This is a genomic window from Streptomyces sp. NPDC091412 (assembly GCF_044756885.1).
In the GTDB taxonomy this organism is placed as follows: Bacteria; Actinomycetota; Actinomycetes; order Streptomycetales; family Streptomycetaceae; genus Streptomyces.
The window spans coordinates 14,765-31,179 of record NZ_JBIVTV010000026.1 but is presented as its reverse complement, the minus strand read 5'-3'; the positions used below and the strand labels follow the sequence as shown (position 1 = coordinate 31,179).

17 protein-coding genes are annotated in these 16,415 nt (G+C 71.6%); 13 read left to right on the top strand and 4 right to left on the bottom strand.

The features are described 5' to 3' along the window. The first annotated feature begins 182 nt into the window (after nt 1-182). The 4 genes from ACIQMV_RS35455 to ACIQMV_RS35440 all read left to right on the top strand — a co-directional run bounded on the left by ACIQMV_RS35455 (nt 183) and on the right by ACIQMV_RS35440 (nt 3,353). Nucleotides 183-992, top strand: a complete 810-nt coding sequence (locus tag ACIQMV_RS35455; RefSeq protein ID WP_402597238.1) for a hypothetical protein — start codon at nt 183-185, stop codon at nt 990-992. Between the two features lie 225 nt (nt 993-1,217). Then, nucleotides 1,218-1,793 (top strand): FABP family protein, encoded by a 576-nt coding sequence (locus ACIQMV_RS35450; RefSeq protein ID WP_402597237.1) that lies wholly within the window; start codon nt 1,218-1,220, stop codon nt 1,791-1,793. A gap of 113 nt (nt 1,794-1,906) precedes the next feature. After that, entirely contained in the window at nt 1,907-2,377 is a 471-nt protein-coding gene (locus ACIQMV_RS35445; RefSeq protein ID WP_402597236.1) for a Fur family transcriptional regulator, read from the top strand. A 10-nt stretch (nt 2,378-2,387) separates the two neighbouring features. After that, entirely contained in the window at nt 2,388-3,353 is a 966-nt protein-coding gene (locus ACIQMV_RS35440; RefSeq protein WP_141360061.1) for a folate-binding protein YgfZ, read from the top strand. Nucleotides 3,354-3,389: 36 nt separating this feature from the next. On the opposite strand, the gene dtd is transcribed toward ACIQMV_RS35440, so the two are convergent. Continuing rightward, complete coding sequence (dtd, locus tag ACIQMV_RS35435; protein WP_141360062.1) at nt 3,390-3,815, bottom strand: D-aminoacyl-tRNA deacylase; 426 nt, start codon at nt 3,813-3,815, stop codon at nt 3,390-3,392. Between the two features lie 172 nt (nt 3,816-3,987). Here dtd and ACIQMV_RS35430 point away from each other — a divergent pair, with 172 nt between their 5' ends. The 3 genes from ACIQMV_RS35430 (at nt 3,988) to ACIQMV_RS35420 (ending at nt 7,445) form a co-directional block, all read left to right on the top strand. Continuing rightward, nucleotides 3,988-4,656, top strand: a complete 669-nt coding sequence (locus ACIQMV_RS35430) for an AmfC protein (protein WP_141360063.1) — start codon at nt 3,988-3,990, stop codon at nt 4,654-4,656. A gap of 215 nt (nt 4,657-4,871) precedes the next feature. Continuing rightward, nucleotides 4,872-6,131 carry a GNAT family N-acetyltransferase gene (locus ACIQMV_RS35425; protein ID WP_401781713.1) on the top strand — a complete coding sequence of 420 codons (1,260 nt, stop codon included), beginning with the start codon at nt 4,872-4,874 and terminating at the stop codon, nt 6,129-6,131. 396 nt (nt 6,132-6,527) lie between these two features. Further along, entirely contained in the window at nt 6,528-7,445 is a 918-nt protein-coding gene (locus ACIQMV_RS35420; protein WP_172632920.1) for a winged helix-turn-helix domain-containing protein, read from the top strand. A gap of 42 nt (nt 7,446-7,487) precedes the next feature. Here ACIQMV_RS35420 and ACIQMV_RS35415 read toward each other — a convergent pair whose 3' ends face one another. Then, nucleotides 7,488-7,676 (bottom strand): hypothetical protein, encoded by a 189-nt coding sequence (locus ACIQMV_RS35415; protein WP_402597235.1) that lies wholly within the window; start codon nt 7,674-7,676, stop codon nt 7,488-7,490. A 181-nt stretch (nt 7,677-7,857) separates the two neighbouring features. On the opposite strand from ACIQMV_RS35415, the gene ACIQMV_RS35410 reads away from it, so the two are divergent. From ACIQMV_RS35410 to ACIQMV_RS35400, 3 genes are all read left to right on the top strand, one after another. Further along, nucleotides 7,858-8,736, top strand: a complete 879-nt coding sequence (locus ACIQMV_RS35410; protein ID WP_402597234.1) for a winged helix-turn-helix domain-containing protein — start codon at nt 7,858-7,860, stop codon at nt 8,734-8,736. Nucleotides 8,737-8,765: 29 nt separating this feature from the next. After that, a complete protein-coding gene (locus ACIQMV_RS35405; RefSeq protein WP_402597233.1) occupies nt 8,766-9,485 on the top strand; it encodes an HAD family hydrolase in 720 nt (239 codons plus the stop codon). A gap of 490 nt (nt 9,486-9,975) precedes the next feature. Then, nucleotides 9,976-12,015, top strand: a complete 2,040-nt coding sequence (locus ACIQMV_RS35400; protein WP_402597263.1) for a phosphotransferase — start codon at nt 9,976-9,978, stop codon at nt 12,013-12,015. A gap of 243 nt (nt 12,016-12,258) precedes the next feature. On the opposite strand, the gene ACIQMV_RS35395 is transcribed toward ACIQMV_RS35400, so the two are convergent. Continuing rightward, nucleotides 12,259-12,882: a histidine phosphatase family protein gene (locus tag ACIQMV_RS35395; protein ID WP_402597232.1), complete on the bottom strand. Its 624-nt coding sequence runs from the start codon at nt 12,880-12,882 to the stop codon at nt 12,259-12,261. 163 nt (nt 12,883-13,045) lie between these two features. On the opposite strand from ACIQMV_RS35395, the gene ACIQMV_RS35390 reads away from it, so the two are divergent. The 3 genes from ACIQMV_RS35390 (at nt 13,046) to ACIQMV_RS35380 (ending at nt 15,013) form a co-directional block, all read left to right on the top strand. Next, the gene (locus ACIQMV_RS35390; protein WP_402597231.1) at nt 13,046-13,633 is read left to right on the top strand and encodes a helix-turn-helix domain-containing protein; all 588 of its coding nucleotides are present in this window, start codon (nt 13,046-13,048) and stop codon (nt 13,631-13,633) included. Between the two features lie 104 nt (nt 13,634-13,737). Next, complete coding sequence (locus ACIQMV_RS35385) at nt 13,738-14,418, top strand: hypothetical protein (protein ID WP_402597230.1); 681 nt, start codon at nt 13,738-13,740, stop codon at nt 14,416-14,418. Between the two features lie 250 nt (nt 14,419-14,668). After that, nucleotides 14,669-15,013 carry a DUF2516 family protein gene (locus ACIQMV_RS35380; protein WP_172633215.1) on the top strand — a complete coding sequence of 115 codons (345 nt, stop codon included), beginning with the start codon at nt 14,669-14,671 and terminating at the stop codon, nt 15,011-15,013. 30 nt (nt 15,014-15,043) lie between these two features. Here the strand turns inward: ACIQMV_RS35380 and ACIQMV_RS35375 are convergent, their stop codons facing one another. After that, the gene (locus ACIQMV_RS35375; RefSeq protein ID WP_401781699.1) at nt 15,044-16,369 is read right to left on the bottom strand and encodes a PP2C family protein-serine/threonine phosphatase; all 1,326 of its coding nucleotides are present in this window, start codon (nt 16,367-16,369) and stop codon (nt 15,044-15,046) included. Between the last annotated feature and the right edge of the window lie 46 nt (nt 16,370-16,415).

The following is a 16,415-nucleotide window of genomic DNA, read 5'->3' as shown; positions in this document are numbered from 1 at the left end:
CCGAGACACGGCCGACGCCCGAGACACAGCCGAGGGTCGAGACACGGCCGACGCCCGAGACACAGCCGAGGGTCGAGACACGGCCGACGCCCGAGAGACAGCCTGTGCCGGGGACGCAGCCTGTGCCCGAGACACAGCTTGTGCCCGAGGCCCCACCCCTGCCCGGCACACCACCCCCACCCGTGGAACCGCGGACGCTCCCGGCGGCGCCCGAACCCCGGCCGAAGAAGGACCGCCGTGTCCTGCGTGCCGTCCTGCGATGGACCGCCGCCGTGGTGGTCTTCGGGGCCGTCGGAGCGTCCGCCGCGTACGGCATCACCCGCATGGAGCGCACTGACGTACCGGGTCTCGCGACCGAGTCGGACGGGCGCTGGGACTATCCGACCCTCGTCAAGCCGCCTCTGCCGTCCGGCAGCCCCGCGCCGTTCGCCGACGCCAACAAGTCCGGCACCCACTACGCGGACCTGCGCAAGCTGCTGCTGCCCGCCCCCGAGGGCGCCAGGGCCGACGCGGCGCTGCGCGGCAAGGACGGCTGGCTGCCGACGAAGACGTTCCTCGCGCAGTACGCCGACGAGACGGAACGCGGCACGATCGCACAACTGCTGACCGACTACGGCCTGCGGCACATCGCCGCCCGCGGCTGGACCACGCCGGACGGCACCCGTACCCGGATCTACCTGCTCCAGTTCAATACCGCGGCCGTCGCGGACGAACTGTTCTCCGCGAAGCTGACGAACTACAGCCTGCCGTCCTACCGGGTGCGCGGCGCCGACGTGTCCGAGCGGGACGAGGACTTCCCGCCGCGCGCGGAGGTCGACGACGTCGAGAGCGCCCCCTACGTGGAGAGCAAGCCGTACGGCGCCGAGCAGGTCAGGCAGGCGTACCTCTCGGCCGGTGACACCATCGGCGTGATCGTCCAGTCCCGCAAGGGCACCGCCCCCGCCGTCCCCTTCCAGCAGACCGTGACCCTTCAGAGCCAGTTGCTCGGCTGACACCCGTCGCGGAGCACCCGCAGGGAGGTCGGGACCCCGGCCGACTAAGCTGGGGTCCGGCCCCGTGTACGTACCGCACCTGCTCAACCGAGGAGCACCCCGTGGAGATCTTCTTCGAAACCCTGCTGGTCCTGGTCTGCGTCGGCGTTCTCGCCTTCGCCTACCTGACCGTGAAGAAGCTGTACCAGGGCCAGCGCTGACGACGACATCCAGGAACAGCTGCTCATGATCGAGATTCCGTCCGACCTCCACAAGGACCTGGTTCCCCTCGCCTTCCTGCTCGGCGACTGGGCCGGAGCAGGCGTGCACGACTTCCCGGGCGCCGAGAAGTGCAACTTCGGCCAGGAGCTCAGCTTCACCCACGACGGCCGGGACTTCCTCGAGTACCACTCCCGTACCTGGGTGCTGGACAACGACGGCAACAAGGTGAAGCCGCTGGAGACCGAGTCCGGCTTCTGGCGGATCGACGCCGACCGCAAGGTCGAGGTCACGATGACCCGCGACGACGGCGTCATCGAGATCTGGTACGGCGAGCTGGCCCACAAGAAGCCGCAGATCGAGCTGGTCACCGACGCGGTCGCCCGCACCGCCGCATCCCGCCCCTACACCGGCGGCAAGCGGCTGTACGGCTACGTCAAGAGCGACCTGATGTGGGTCGGCGAGAAGCAGACCCCCGAGGTCGAGCTGCGCCCCTACATGTCCGCCCACCTGAAGAAGGTCGTCACCCCCGAGCAGGTCGAACGCTGGGCCAAGGCCCTCCCGGGCGACCTCCCGGACGACGGCATCGCCTTCTTCAAGTGAGCCCGGCCGGGTCACAGCCTCAGGGCCTCTCGTTTGGATCATGCCGGGCTCGCGGGCCCCGGCACCGTTTCCTGATCCGGTCTGATCCAAACGAAAGACCCTAGACTTGGGGTGTGGTGAGCACCGACTGGAAGAGTGATCTGCGGCAGCGTGGCTACCGGCTGACCCCGCAGCGGCAACTCGTGCTCGAAGCCGTCGACAGCCTGGAGCACGCGACACCCGACGCCATCCTCGGCGAGGTGCGGAAGACCGCGTCGGGGGTGAACATCTCCACGGTGTACCGGACCCTGGAGCTCCTGGAGGAGCTCGGGCTGGTCAGCCACGCCCATCTGGGGCACGGCGCGCCGACGTACCACCTGGCGGACCGGCACCACCACATCCACCTGGTCTGCCGGGACTGCACCAACGTCATCGAGGCGGATCTGTCGGTGGCGGCCGAGTTCACCGCGAAGCTGCGGGAGCAGTTCGGCTTCGACACGGACATGAAGCACTTCGCGATCTTCGGGCGGTGCGCGGACTGCGCGCGCAAGGGCGCGACGGCTTCGGGCACCTCGGCCGGCAGCAGTCCAAGTACCGAGTCGTAGGCTTGTGTTCATGAAGAGCCCCCTGTTGTCCCTGCCCGGCGCCGTCCAGGCCGAGGGCGTGGACGAAGGCGTCGCCGCCCATTACGGCGACCTGTTCCGCGAGCAGCGCGCCCTCGCGGACGGCACCGGATTCGTCGACCTCTCGCACCGCGGTGTCGTCACCGTCTCCGGCGAGGACCGGCTGAGCTGGCTGCACCTGCTGCTCACCCAGCACGTCAGCGAGCTGCCGGCCGGCCAGGCCACCGAGGCGCTGATCCTGTCCGCGCACGGCCACATCGAGCACGCGCTCTACCTGGTCGACGACGGCGAGACGGTCTGGGCCCATGTGGAGCCCGGCACCCAGGAGGCGCTGATCGCCTACCTGGAGTCGATGAAGTTCTTCTACCGGGTCGAGGTCGCCGACCGGACCGCCGACTTCGCCGTCGTGCACCTGCCGGCCGGTTCGATCGCCGACGCGCCCGAAGGCGCCGTCGTGCGGGAGACCGCCTACGGCCGCGACCTCTTCCTGCCCCGCGCGGACCTGGAGTCCTACGCGGGCCAGGCCGGCCCGCCGGCCGGGATCCTCGCCCTCGAGGCCCTGCGCGTGGAGCAGCACCGGCCCCGGCTCGGCTTCGAGACGGACCACCGCACCATCCCCCACGAGCTGGGCTGGATCGGCACGGCGGTGCACCTCCAGAAGGGCTGCTACCGCGGCCAGGAGACCGTGGCCCGGGTGCAGAACCTGGGCAAGCCGCCGCGCCGCCTGGTCTTCCTGCACCTCGACGGCAGCGAGGTCCACCTGCCGGTGCACGGCACCGGGATCCACCTCGCCGACGAGGGCCCGGACGGCCGCAAGATCGGCTTCATCACCACGTCCGTACGGCACTACGAGCTCGGACCCGTCGCGCTCGCCCTGGTCAAGCGGAACGTGCCGGTCGACGCACGGCTGATGGCGGGCGAGACGGCGGCGGCGCAGGAAGTGGTCGTGGAACCGTAGTCCACCCGAGGCCCACCTCTCCGGCAGGCCCCGGGCTCACATCTCCAGCAGGACGGTGAACGGGCCGTCGTTCGTCAGCGACATCCGCATCCGCGCGCCGAAGCGGCCCGTCGCGACCGTCGCGCCCAGGGAGCGCAGCTGCGCGACCACCTCGTCCACCAGCGGCTCGGCGACCTCGCCGGGCGCGGCCGCGTTCCAGGTGGGGCGGCGGCCCTTGCGGGCGTCGCCGTACAGCGTGAACTGGCTGACGACCAGCAGCGGGGCACCGGTGTCGCTGCACGACCTCTCGTCGTGCAGCATGCGGATCGACCAGAGCTTGCGGGCCAGCTGCGCCGCCTTCTCCTTGGTGTCCTCGTGGGTGACCCCGACGAGGACGCACAGCCCCTCGCCCTCGATGGCCCCCACCGTCTCGCCGTCCACGACGACGCTCGCGCCGTCCACCCTCTGCACCACTGCACGCATGCCGACCATGATGCCTCTCGGCCGTCCGGGTGCCGTGAGGGGGCCATATCGTGCTTCTTTCAGCTCCGTAACCCCCCATCCGGGGCTGATCGGGCGCACTCGGTCACATCCCGGCCACTGAGGGTGGCACGATGCTGTCGTACGCGCCGGTCGAGGGGACGGTTGAGGCGCCATGAGCACATCGAGTACCGAGCGGCAGCCCGTGGCGGCCTCGCCCATCCTCGAGGATGTCACCGAGGCCCACCGGCCGCCCGTGCAGCGCACCGACAGCCCCGGGCCGCCCGCTGTGGACCCCGAGCCCAGTTCGTCGAACACGGGGTACGCCCGGCATCCCGACCTGACCGTGCTGAGCCTTCCGGAGCTGCGCGCGCTGCGCCGGCAGGCACAGCGGGACGAGGCCGACCTGAGCTACGTGCGGCGGCTGCTTCAGGGGCGGATCGACATCCTGCGCGCGGAGCTGGCCCGGCGCGGGCCGGAGTCCGTCCTGGGCGCCGGGCAGGTGCCCGCGCCCGAGCAGGGGTCCGTCGTCGAGCGGCTCGCGGAGATCCTCAAGGACGCGCCCGCCCGGCAGCGCTCCTCCGCCCGGCATGTGACGCTCGGGACGCCGCACGGCGAGGAGTACCGGCGGCTGGCCGCCCAGATGCTCGCCGAGGTCGAACTGTCGGACCTCGGGGCGCGTACGGACCGGGAGCTGGGCACGGCGATGGGGCGGCTCGAGCGGTACGAGCAGCAGGTGTCCGGGCGGCGGCAGCAGTTGCAGCGCACGGCCGACGGATGCGGCACGGAGATCGCCCGCCGGTACCGTGAAGGGGAAGCGCAAGTCGACGACCTGCTCATCTGACGCGACGCCCGCGGAGACCCCGGGACCGGCACCGGGGCAGCCCGGTGGTGCCGGCCGCGGACGGTCCGGTGGAGTGCGCGCTGGACGTGAGCGCGCCGGTCTTCCCGCGTTCGTCGAACACGCCGACGCGGGCGGCGGGGGCCGGGACGAGAGCGGGGTGGCGGGGCCGGGAAAACGCCGCGACACCCCGCCCCCGGCCCCCCTACTGTCACCCCATGACTGCCGCCAGCCCCGATATCGACGTCCGTCCCATCACCGATGCCGAGATCCCCGACTGGGTCCGCGCCCTGAACACCGGCTTCCTGCGTCCCCCCGGCGTCTCCGACACCGAGATCGCCGACCGGCGGACGTACATCGAGCCGTCCCGCACCCTCGGAGCCTTCGACGCGGGCCGGTGCGTGGCGACGTTCCGATCCTTCCCGCAGGAGCTCACGGCCGTGGGCGGCGCGACCGTTCCCGCCGACGCCATATCCAACGTGACCGTCACCGCCACCCACCGCCGCCGCGGCCTGCTGACCCGGATGATGGCCCAGGACCTGGCGGCCGCGAAGGAGCGCGGTGACGTCGTGGCGACCCTGATCGCCGCCGAGTACCCGATCTACGGCCGCTACGGCTTCGGGCCGGCCACCTGGGCGACCGAGTGGACGATCGACGTGCCCCGGGCCGGACTCGACCCGCGCCGGGCGGGTCCGGAGGACGGCGGCCGGGTCGATCTCGTGGACGCCGACGACGTACGCAAGCTCGGCCCGGAGCTGCACGAGCGGCTGCGCCGCGCCCAGCCCGGCGCGATCGACCGCTCCGAGCGCTGGTGGCAGGTCACCACCGGCGCACTGCGCCCGGAGAGCCGCCCCTGGACCGAGCCCTTCCACGCCGTCTACCGCGCGGCGGACGGCACGGTCGAGGGGCTGGCGGTGTACCACTGCGACGAGACCTGGTCGGACGCCAAGCAGCCGCTGAACACGGCCACGGTGAAGAACCTGATCGCGGTGACCCCGGCCGCCGAGCGCGCGCTGTGGCTCCATCTGTGCTCGATCGACTGGATCACGAAGGTCAGGAGCGGCTGGCGGGCCCCCGACGACCTGCTCCCGCACTTCCTGCCGGACCCGCGCGCCGCCACCCCCACCACGCACGCGGACTGGCTGTGGGTACGCATCCTCGACGTCGTACGGGCCCTGGAGGCGCGGACGTACGAGGGCACGGGCACGCTGGTGCTGGAGGTCCTGGACCGGGCCGGAATGGCCGGCGGGCGCTGGCGGCTGGAGGCGTCGCCCGCCGGAGGGATCTGCACGCCGACGACCGGGAGCGCCGATCTGACGCTGGACGTGGCTCAGTTGGCGGCCCTGTGGCTCGGCGACGAGTCGGCGGTGCGGCTCGCCGCGCTGGGCCGGGTCCGGGAAGAACGAGCGGGCGCCGCCCGAGGGGCGGACGCCCTGCTGCGTACGTCCAGGCGGCCTTGGTGCCCGGACATGTTCTGAGCGCTCCTTCCTGCCGGTGGCGGGTGACAGGTGTGACGCATCCGTAGCTTGCTGTGCGGTTGTGGCTGTACGAGACGGTCTTCAGTTGTGGCTGTGCGGTGTGTTCGGTTGTGGCTGTGCCGACCGTGCCGGCGGTGCGCCGGCTGTTCAGTTGTGGCTGTGCGTGCGGCGCCGGACAGCCGGCTGCCGCTCCCCGTTGGCGCTCCGACCGACCGGGCTCCCGGCTCCCCTCCGGAAGGGAGCACGGTCGTACGTTCTCCAACCGTCACCCTGGTGGCCAACACTTGGAAAGTTTGGCCATGTCGCTCAAGTTGGCTACCAACTCCACTGCTGTTATCTCCGCTTGGAAGCGACTCATAACCACCTTTCAACGAACTGCCGGAAGATGGCGGGAAGTTGTACTGTTTTGCCGTGGACCCGGAACACGCCTCCGCCAATGGGCGGAAGAGGTCACAGCGGCCACAGAGATCACACCGCGAGGTGGCCGACGAACTGCGGCACCGGATCAGGACGGGAGTGCTGCGGCCGGGCCAGCGCATGCCCACCCAGGCCAAGCTGGCCGACGAGTTCGGTGTCGAGCGCGGAGCCGTGCGCCAGGCCCTGCGCATTCTCCAGTCGGAGCACCTGCTCACCAATGTGTCCAAGGGGAGCCCGGCGACCGTCGCAGCCGGTCCGGTGGGGGCCTTGACCGGCCCCGCCGCCCCGCCGCTGCCCACCACGGCCGCGCTCGCGCCCCGTATCGCCGCCGCCTTCGGCGCCCCCCACGTCGAGATCGACGCCCTGTGCCTGACCGCGATCTCGCTCACCCTGGCCATCGGCGAGCCGCTGCGGCAGATCCATGCCGGGCGACTGAAACCGGCCAAGATCGACGTCCGCGTGCTGCTGCCGAGCCGGGACATCGACCTCGCCTTCCCCGCGCCGGTGGACGCCTCCGACGCCGGCCGGCTGCGCCGCCGCTGGCTGGCCCAGCGCAACGCCCAGGGCCAGGTGCTCAAGCACAATCTGCTGGCCCTGCGCGCCACCCACGGCATCGACGTGCGCGTGAGCTTCCGCGCGCTGCCCTTCACCCCGCCGGTCAAGCTGTACCTGCTCAACGACAGGGAGGCGCTCTTCGCGTACTACACGCTGCGGCGGCGTGAGCAGGAGATCGACCACGAACACCTGGAGCTGTACGACGCGGAGGGCACCCGGTCGATCCTCTTCGCCTTCGAGCAGGGCACCGACCCGCGCGACACGACCTTCGTCGAGCAGTCCCACGTGTGGTTCAACGCACTGTGGGAGACGATCAGTTCGGAGCTGCTGCTCACGAGCTGACGCCTCCCACGGGGAGCGGCCCGGATGCTGGGGATCCGTGTGTCACAGGGCGGGCCCCGCGAGCAGGACCGCCAGCACCACGGCCCCCGCGGAGCTGAGGGTCGGGTTCTTGGCCTTGATGCCGACGGTGAGCATCAGCAGGCCGACCACGCCCATCGCGCCGTACTTCCACTGCACGAGTTCCTCGAAGCCGACGACGAAGATGGCTGACACAAGAGCGAGAGCAGGCACGGCGATCCCCCTTCGGACGGTTGCGGGCCGGGACGGGCGTGGGGGGTGCAGGGAGAGCGGGCAAAAACTTCCACCAACTCCATTCAGTTGGTCACCAACTCTGCTTTAGTTGTCCCCACTTGGCTGCTATCTATAAACAAGTTTCAAACAACTGCCCTTAGATGGAGCAAAGTTGTACCGTTTGGTTGTGACCCAGGAGAGCGTGGCCGTGAACGGCAGCAGAAGAAGCTCACCCCAGGAGATCGCCGAGACCTTGCGGGAACGGATCCGCACCGGCGAACTCCGGCCGGGTGACCGCCTGCCCACCCAGGCCGAACTCGCCGGGGAGTTCGGGGTGGAGCGCGGAACCGTGCGCCAGGCCCTGCGAGTGCTCCAGGGGGACGGCCTGCTCAGCAACGTCACCAAGGGCAGCCCACCGCGCGTCGCCGCACCCGTCGCCGCCCGCGCGGAGCCGCAGCCGACGATGGTCGGCCTCGCGCCCCGGCTCGTGGAGGCCTTCTCCGCCCGGCAGGTCAGGATCGACGCGGCCTGCCTCACGGCCGAGACCCTGATGGTCGCCGTCGGCGAGCCCCTGCGCCTCATCCACGAGGGCCGGCTGCGCCCGGAGGCGATCGACGTGCGCATTCTGCTGCCGTCCCGCAACATCGACCTGGCCTTCCCGATCTCGGTGGACCGGCCGAGCGAGGACGACCCGGTCCACCAGCGCTGGCTGGCCCAGCGCAACGCCCAGGGTCACGTCCTGAGCCACAACCTCAAGGCCCTGCGCGCCACCCACGGCATCGATGTCCGCGTCACCTTCCGCGCGCTGCCCTTCACCCCGCCGGTCAAGCTGTACCTGCTCAACGGCGCGGAGGCGCTGATCGCGTACTACATGATCACCCGTCGCGAGGAGCGGGCGGACGACGGGACGCTGGACATGTACGACGTCCTCGGCACGGAGTCCCTGCTGTTCTCCTTCGAGAAGGCGACCGGGCAGCGCGACGCCGCGTTCGTGACGGAATCGCAGAAGTGGTTCGACGCCCTCTGGGAAACCATCACGTCGGATCTGACACTCTCCTAGTGACTTCTGATACGACGCAGACCGAAGCGGTGACAGCTGAGACCGGAAACGAGACCGAGGAACTGCGGAACCTGATCGCGAGTGCCCGTGTCGTGCTCTGGGACTTCGACGGGCCGATCTGCCGGCTGTTCGCCGGGCACTCGGCGGAGCGGGTGGCGACCGAACTGGTGCGGTGGCTCGAGAGCCGGGGCCTGCACGGCCTGCTGACCGGCTCCGAACGGCAGTCGCTCGACCCGCAGGTCGTCCTGCGTGCCGTGGACCGCCGGCACCCCGGAAGCGACCTCGTCACGGAGCTGGAGGCACGGCTGACCCAGGAGGAACTGCGTGCCGCCGCCTCCGCGATGCCCACCCCGTACGCCGACCCGCTGATACGGACCTGGAAGGCCCTGGGCTCGCGCCTGGCCATCGCCACCAACAACTCGCCCCTCGTGGTGCGCGAGTACCTCGCGGGCCGCGATCTGGGCCCCTGCTTCGCCCCCCACGTCTACGGACGCACCCAGGACCTGAAGCACCTCAAGCCCGACCCGCACTGCCTGAACCGCGCCCTCACCGCCACAGGTGCCTCCCCCGCACAGGCCCTGATGATCGGCGACACGCCCACGGACCACGAGGCCTCCCTGCGGGCCGGCGTGCCCTTCCTCGGCTACGCCCGCAACGCCCGCAAGGAGAAACTGCTCAGGGAGGCGGGCGCCACCGTGGTCGTGGACTCCCTGGAGCCGGTGCTGCGGATCCTGCGGGATCAGGGCTGAGCGCCCAAGTGCGGGAGTTGCACCGGGTGTCCGGGGGGCCGCGGGCCCGGATGGCGGAGTCCTCGACGCCGGCGAGGGGAGCGGGGCGCTCGACGTGCGGGGGCTCGGGGCGACGTGCTGTAGCATGCCCGCACCGCGTGAGCAACAGCTCCGTTTCACACGTACAGCACGCAAGAGGTGGCGCGCAAGGCGACCTCGAAGGTGCGACACAGGCCGGACCACTGGTAGGGGCACACCACCCGTTGTGCCGACGTCGGGTGCGCTCGGCTCGTATCCGTTATGACTCTTGGCGTACCTTTTGTCGTATCGTCGTTCTCGCCTGAGCACTTGAGCAACTGGAGCGGCCGTGGGCGCACCTCCCCCTCCCCGTCCCTTACTGGGGGAGCACGCCCTCCGCGTCGTTCGGGAGTTCGTACGGCCCGCCGCCGAGCTGGGTGAGACCGGCGGCGGCCGCCACCACCGCGACCATGTGCTCCCCCTGACGGAGCACATGGCCCGGCTGCTGCACCGGGAGGCCGGTACGCCGGTCACCGTGCGGATCCACCGCGCCGAGGCGCCGCCCGTGGCGATCAGAACCTGGCAGCGCGAGGCCGAGATCCTCGACGCCGTCGCCGGGGTGCTGCCCGATGTCCCGCGGTGCCTGGTCGACCAGGATTCCTTCACGATCCTCGACCACGTCGAGGGCGTGTCCCTCTCCAGCGTCTGCCCGAACGGCAAGCCCGTCGACGCGCTCCACGTCAGGGTGCTGGCGCAACTGCTGGCCCGGATGACGCAGGTCCGGCGGGAGGCGCTGCCCGCGCTCCCCCCGGAGTGGCCGCGCAACGACAAGGACGGCCAGGCCTTTCTGCGGATGCTGGCGTGTCGTGCGGACCGGCGGATCAGGCAGCCCAACTGGCAGGCCTTCGGCGGGCTGTTCGCGGCCCTGGGCATTCCCGAGGACGCCCTGGTCCAGCTGGCCCGACGGGTGCCCGCCATGGCCAGGCGGCCGTACAGCCTGCTCCACGCGGACCTGCACCGCGACAACCTGATCGTGCCGAGCGGCGGTGATCCGGTCCTCGTCTGCGTCGACTGGGAGCCGGCGACCTACGGAGACCCCCTGCACGACCTCGCGACACACCTGGTCCGCATGCGGTACCCGGGCCATCAGCGGGACGAGGTGATCGACGCCTGGGCCGAGGCCATGACCCGGATCCGTCCCGCGGCCGTCAACGGCATGGTCAGGGACCTGCGGCACTACGTCGCCTTCGAGCGGGCCCAGTCCGTCTACCCCGATGTGATGCGGGCGGCGAAGGCCCTGGAGGACACGCCCGGCCAGGAGGGCCTGGACGACGCGACGGCGTCCGTGCGCAGGGCGCTGGAGGCGGCCGCCGCGCCGCTGGGGCTCAGGAACGTTCCGGGCACGGCTCAGGTCGAGCGCGTCCTGTTCCGTTGGCGGGCCGCCCGGACGGCGGTCAGGGACGGCGGCCCGGGCCGGGTGGCGGGGGCGATCCCGTGGTCGTGGGACCCGCGCCTTCCCGAACGCCCCGACTTCCCGGCCTCCGCCGTCGGTCACGCCCTGGTCGCCGAGGGGATGGCGCCGGCCGGCCGGGTGTTCAAGGGCACCGCGCACCTCAACTCGGTCGTCCGCGTACCCGAGGCCGATCGCACGGTCGTGGTGCGGCGCAAGGTGGTCAACCTCTGCCGCAGCGAGCCGAGCTTCCTCAGCGAGCACGCCGTGCTGCGGGCCATCGAGCAGTCGGGGGTCCCGGTGGCGGCGCCGAGGGTCCTCGCCCTGGGCCGTGGCTACCGGGGGGAGCAGTTCGCCATCCACACCTACGTCGGGCCCGAGGACACCGACCGACCGCCCGGCCACCCGGTGCACGGACTGCTGCCGCACGAGGCGGACGGGCTCGTCGACCAGTTGTGCGCGCTGGCGGACGTGGACTACGGAGGGCTCGACCCGGTCGCGGGCAAGGAGACCTTCTTCACCTGGCTGTGCGACCAGCTGGTGCTCCTGGTCGGGAGCCTGCCGAAGGAGTCGCAGCAGCTGGCCCGGCTCCTCGGCCTCCCCGACGCCTCCCGGCTGGGACAGATCCTGTCCCGGTACTGGGTGAACCCACGCGAGCCGGCCCTCCTGCACGGCGACCTCAACCCGTGGAACCTCGTACGCCGCGACGACGCCCTCGCCCTCACCATCATCGACTGGGAGATGGCTCTGGTCGGCGACCCGCTGTACGACCTGGTCCGGCACATGCATCTGACCCCGACCCGTCCGGAGATCCGCGAGCGCATGTTCCGGCGCTGGGAGCGCCGGCTGCCCGTCGGGCACACGGCCGGCTGGCGGCAGGACTGGACGGTGTACCGCCGGCTCGAGACCGTCCGCTCCGCCTATGTGGACCTGGACCGCCTGGTGACCGGCGCGAGCCTGGACGCCCCCAACGTCCGCCGCGCCGTCGAGTCCTACGCGATGACCCTCGCGGCGGCCACCGGCTCCCTGGGCCTGCCGGTCCGCCGGGACGCGAACCCCTATCTCGCCCGGGGGATGGCCTAGGGTCTTTCGTTGGGATCAGGCCGGATCAGGGAGCGGGGTCCGGTGCCGTGCGTCGCACGGCGGAGGAGGGCGGCAGGGCGGAGCCCTGCCGACCGACGACAACGCGGCTGGGGGGTACCCCCTGCTCGAAGAGCTCGGGGGAGCGGTGCCAGGGCCCGCGAGCCCGGCACGATCCAAACGAGAGGCCCCAAGGCAGGGCCCGGGCCCTGCCGTCACCCGCCCCGGTGAGCCCGGTGGCCGGTCTCAGATGCGGAGTTCGGGCGGGAAGCCGGTCCAGCGCAGTTCGGCGGGCAGGTGCCGCATGTCGTTGTGGACGAGTACGGAGGACGGTCTGCCGGGTGCGTAGCGGATGACCGTCAGCGCCGCGTTGCCGTGGTTGAGGCCCATCCAGCGCCACTCGGGCGCGTCGAGGGCGGCTCGGACCAGCCAGCCGATGAGGAAGCTGTGCGTGACGACGAGCTCATGGCGGGGGCGATCGCCGTCGACCGGACCCGTGAATTCCGCGAGTGCTTCCCGGGCCAGCGCCGGACCGCGCTCGCGCTCCTCCTCCGGGACCTGGGCGAGGAAGCCGAGCATGGCGTCGGCCGCATCCGGCGGCAGTTCCTCCTTCGCCGGCAGATGGGGGACGTAGTCGCCGGCCGGCTCCGACTGATGCATCGGGACGTCGCCGAGCTGTGCACTGATCAGCCGGGCCGTCTGCCGCGCCCGGGGCAGCGGCCCGTGGTGGATCGCCGACAGCGGGGTGCTCCGGAGCCGTTCACCGAGCAGGGAGGCTTGGCGCCGGCCGCTCTGCGTCAGGGTCGTCTCGTCCGCCGACGCTTCACCGTGCCGGGCGAGATAGAGGTATCGAGGGGCAGTGCCTGTCATGTCCCGGGTCTCCGTCGGCAGCCGTGATCTTGTGTCAGGGAGGGACGCCGGGCCCTTCGCACACGGTTCCGTCGCACCCGGCAACCTCGTTCCCGACCACCGGGACACACTCTTGCAAGCAGGTTGCTTGCAATTGTTAGCAAGGGTGGTGCAAGGTGGAGGCATGGCATCGCTCAACGTCGGCAATCTCGGTGAGTACCTGCGCGAGCAGCGGCGCAACGCGCAGTTGTCGCTGCGGCAGCTCGCCGACGCCGCCGGGGTGTCCAATCCGTACCTGAGCCAGATCGAGCGCGGGCTGCGCAAGCCGAGCGCGGAGGTGCTCCAGCAGGTCGCCAAGGCGCTGCGGATCTCCGCCGAGACGCTGTACGTGCGGGCCGGGATCCTCGACGCCGAGCGGGACCGGGACGACGTGGAGACGCGCGCCGTCATCCTCTCCGACCCGTCGCTGAACGAGCGGCAGAAGCAGGTGCTGCTCCAGATCTACGAGTCCTTCCGCAAGGAGAACGGGTTCGGGACCGCCGAGACGGACGGTTCCGGTGAGCGGGCGGTCCAGGACGGCGGCACCGGCGACACCGGTGGCACCACCGCCCACGGCACCCGCGCGGCGGGCGACGGCGCCGGCGCCGACGGCGGCTCCATACCCGGCCGCCCCGCCGCCGAGGCGGCCGGCGGCCGGCCCGCCCCCGCCGGGCGGCGCCGTATCCGTACGTCCGGCGGCAGTGACGCCGATCCGCGGGAGGCGGCCGACTGATCCCAGCGATCCCACGGTCACGGCTCGTACGGGCCGGGCGCCCGGCCCGACCACCGCGGAAACCCAGAACCCTCAGCCACAAGCGATCCGGGAGAACCCTCACCATGGCCATCACCGACGACCTGCGCAAGACCCTCAGCGACCCCACGCCGCTCTACTTCGCCGCGGGCACCGCGGACCTGGCCCTCCAGCAGGCCAAGAAGGTGCCCGCCCTGGTGGACCAGCTGCGCGCCGAGGCCCCGGCCCGTATCGACGCGGTGCGCAACACCGACCCGAAGGCCGTCCAGGAGCGGGCCACCGCCCGCGCCAAGGAGGCCGGTGTCCGGGTCAAGGAGACGCAGGAGAACCTCCAGACCAAGGTCACCGACTTCCTGAACTACCTCGACACCGACCTGAAGAAGCTCAGCACCAACCTCGACGCCGATCTGAAGAAGCTCGGCGAGAGCGCCCAGGACCTCGCCCTGCGCGGCGTCGGCGTCGCCGCCGAGTACGCCGTCAAGGCCCGCGAGACCTACGAGAAGGTCGCCGAGCACGGTGAGCAGGCCGTGAAGGCCTGGCGCGGCCAGGCGGCCGAGGGCATCGAGGACATCGCCGGAGGGGTCGAGGAGCTCGCCGTCGCCGTCGAGCCCCAGCCCGAGCCGAAGGCGCAGCCGGTCGTGGTCAAGGAGGAGTCCGCCGAGACCGGGGCCACGCCGATCACGGCCAAGAAGAACCAGGCGAAGAAGGGTCCGGCCGAGCGCAAGGCCCCGCCCACGGCGAAGAAGACCACCCCGCCCGCCAAGTAGGCGGCGATCCGGCCCGTCGGGCAGGCGGCGATGCGGCCCGTCGGGCAGGCGGCGATGCGGTCCGTCGGGCAGGCGGCGATGCGGTCCGTCGGGCAGGCGGCGATGCGGTCCGTCGGGCAGGCGGCGACACGCCGGAGCGCCTCACCCGTATGGGCGATGGGCAGCGGGGCCGGGCACCCTTGGGGTGTCCGGCCCGTTCTACGGGTACGGTGACCGCGTAGGAATCGGGAGAGAACGGGCGGTGGGCAACATGCTGATGCTGGGCTTCCAGGGGCTCCTGGGGATTCTGAAGATCGTTCTGATGGGCTTGGCCGCGTTCGGGCTGTTCGACGCCGCGTTCCGGCGCGAGGACGCCTTCCGCGCGGCCGACAAGCAGAACAAGATCTTCTGGCTGATCATTCTGGGCATCGCGCTCGCGGTGAGCTACCTGTTCTCGATCTTCTCGTTCCTGCCGATCATCGGCGTCATCGCGAGCATCGTCTACATCGTCGACGTACGGCCCGCGCTCAAGCAGGTCTCCGGCGGGAACGGGTGGGGGCGCCGCCGCGGCAGCAGCAGCGACGGCCCGTACGGGCCCTACAACGGCGGTCGGTGAACCGCCGGCCGGCCCCCCTGGACCGGTTGCCTACGGCTCCCGGTCCAGCAGGACCACCGCCACGTCGTCGGTGAGCTCGCCGCCGTTGAGTCCGCGCACCTCGTTCACCGTCGCTCGCAGCAGTCCCTCCCCGCGCAGACCCTGGTCGAGCCGGCGGCGGACCACCTCGACCATGCCGTCCTGGCCCAGCCGCTCACCGTCCTGCCCGACCCGGCCCTCGATCAGGCCGTCGGTGTAGAGCATCAGGCTCCACTCGGCGCCCAGCTCCACCTGCATCCGGGGCCAGCGGGCGCCGGGCAGCAGGCCGAGGGCGGGGCCGTTGTTCTCGTACGGCAGCAGCCGGGCGGGCTTGCCGGGAGTGATCACCAGCGGTGACGGGTGGCCGGCCAGGCACAGTCCCGCGCGGCGCCCGTCGGGCGCTATGTCCACCGCGCACAGCGTCGCGAAGATCTCGTCGTCGGAGCGCTCGTGCTCCAGCACCTGCTGGAGCGTGCCCAGCAGCTCGTCCCCGCACAGCCCGGCCAGGGTCAGTGCCCGCCAGGCGATTCGCAGCTCCACGCCCAGCGCCGCTTCGTCGGGGCCGTGTCCGGAGACATCGCCGATCATGGCGTGCACGGTGCCGTCGGGGGTGCGGACGGCGTCGTAGAAGTCGCCGCCGAGCAGCGCGCGCGAGCGGCCGGGGCGGTAGCGGGAGGCGAAGCGCAGCGTCGACCCGTCCAGCAGGGGGGTCGGCAGCAGGCCACGCTCCAGGCGCCGGTTCTCCTGCGCGCGCAGCCTGCCCTCGGCGAGCCTGCGCTCGGCCGTGTCGGAGCGCTTGCGCTCCACCGCGTAGCGGATCGCCCGGCTGAGCAGCCGCCCGTCCAGCTCGTCGCGGAACAGGTAGTCCTGGGCGCCGACCCGCACCGCCTGGGCGGCGCGCTCGGCGTCACCGGAGGAGGTGAGCGCGAGGACGGCGTGCCGGGGCGCGAGTTCGAGCACGTGCCTGAGCACGGCCAGCTCGTCGTCGCCCGAGGACCGGCCGGGGGCGGTCAGCGCGAGGTCCAGCAGGATGCAGTGGACGTCGTCGGTGAGCAGCCGCTCGGCCTCGGTGAGGTTGCGGGCCCTGCGCACGCGGATCGGCTTGCCGGACGAGTCGAGCAGTTCGGGCACCATCGGCGAGCCGACCGGGTCGTCCTCGATCAGCAGCAGCGTGAGCTGGGTGTTGTTGGCCTGGGTGCCGGCGCGGTTGTCCTTCTCGACCGTTGCTTCCTTACGCGGGGCCTGTGCTGCGGAGGTGCCGTCGCCGTGGGACGCGGTCTGCGTCTGGTCGCACTCCGCGGCCGGGACTGTCCTCTGCCGCGGTACGGGCACGGGCATTGTCCTGGGTTCCTTCCCTCCCCCCGAGGGCATGGCGGGTACGAGG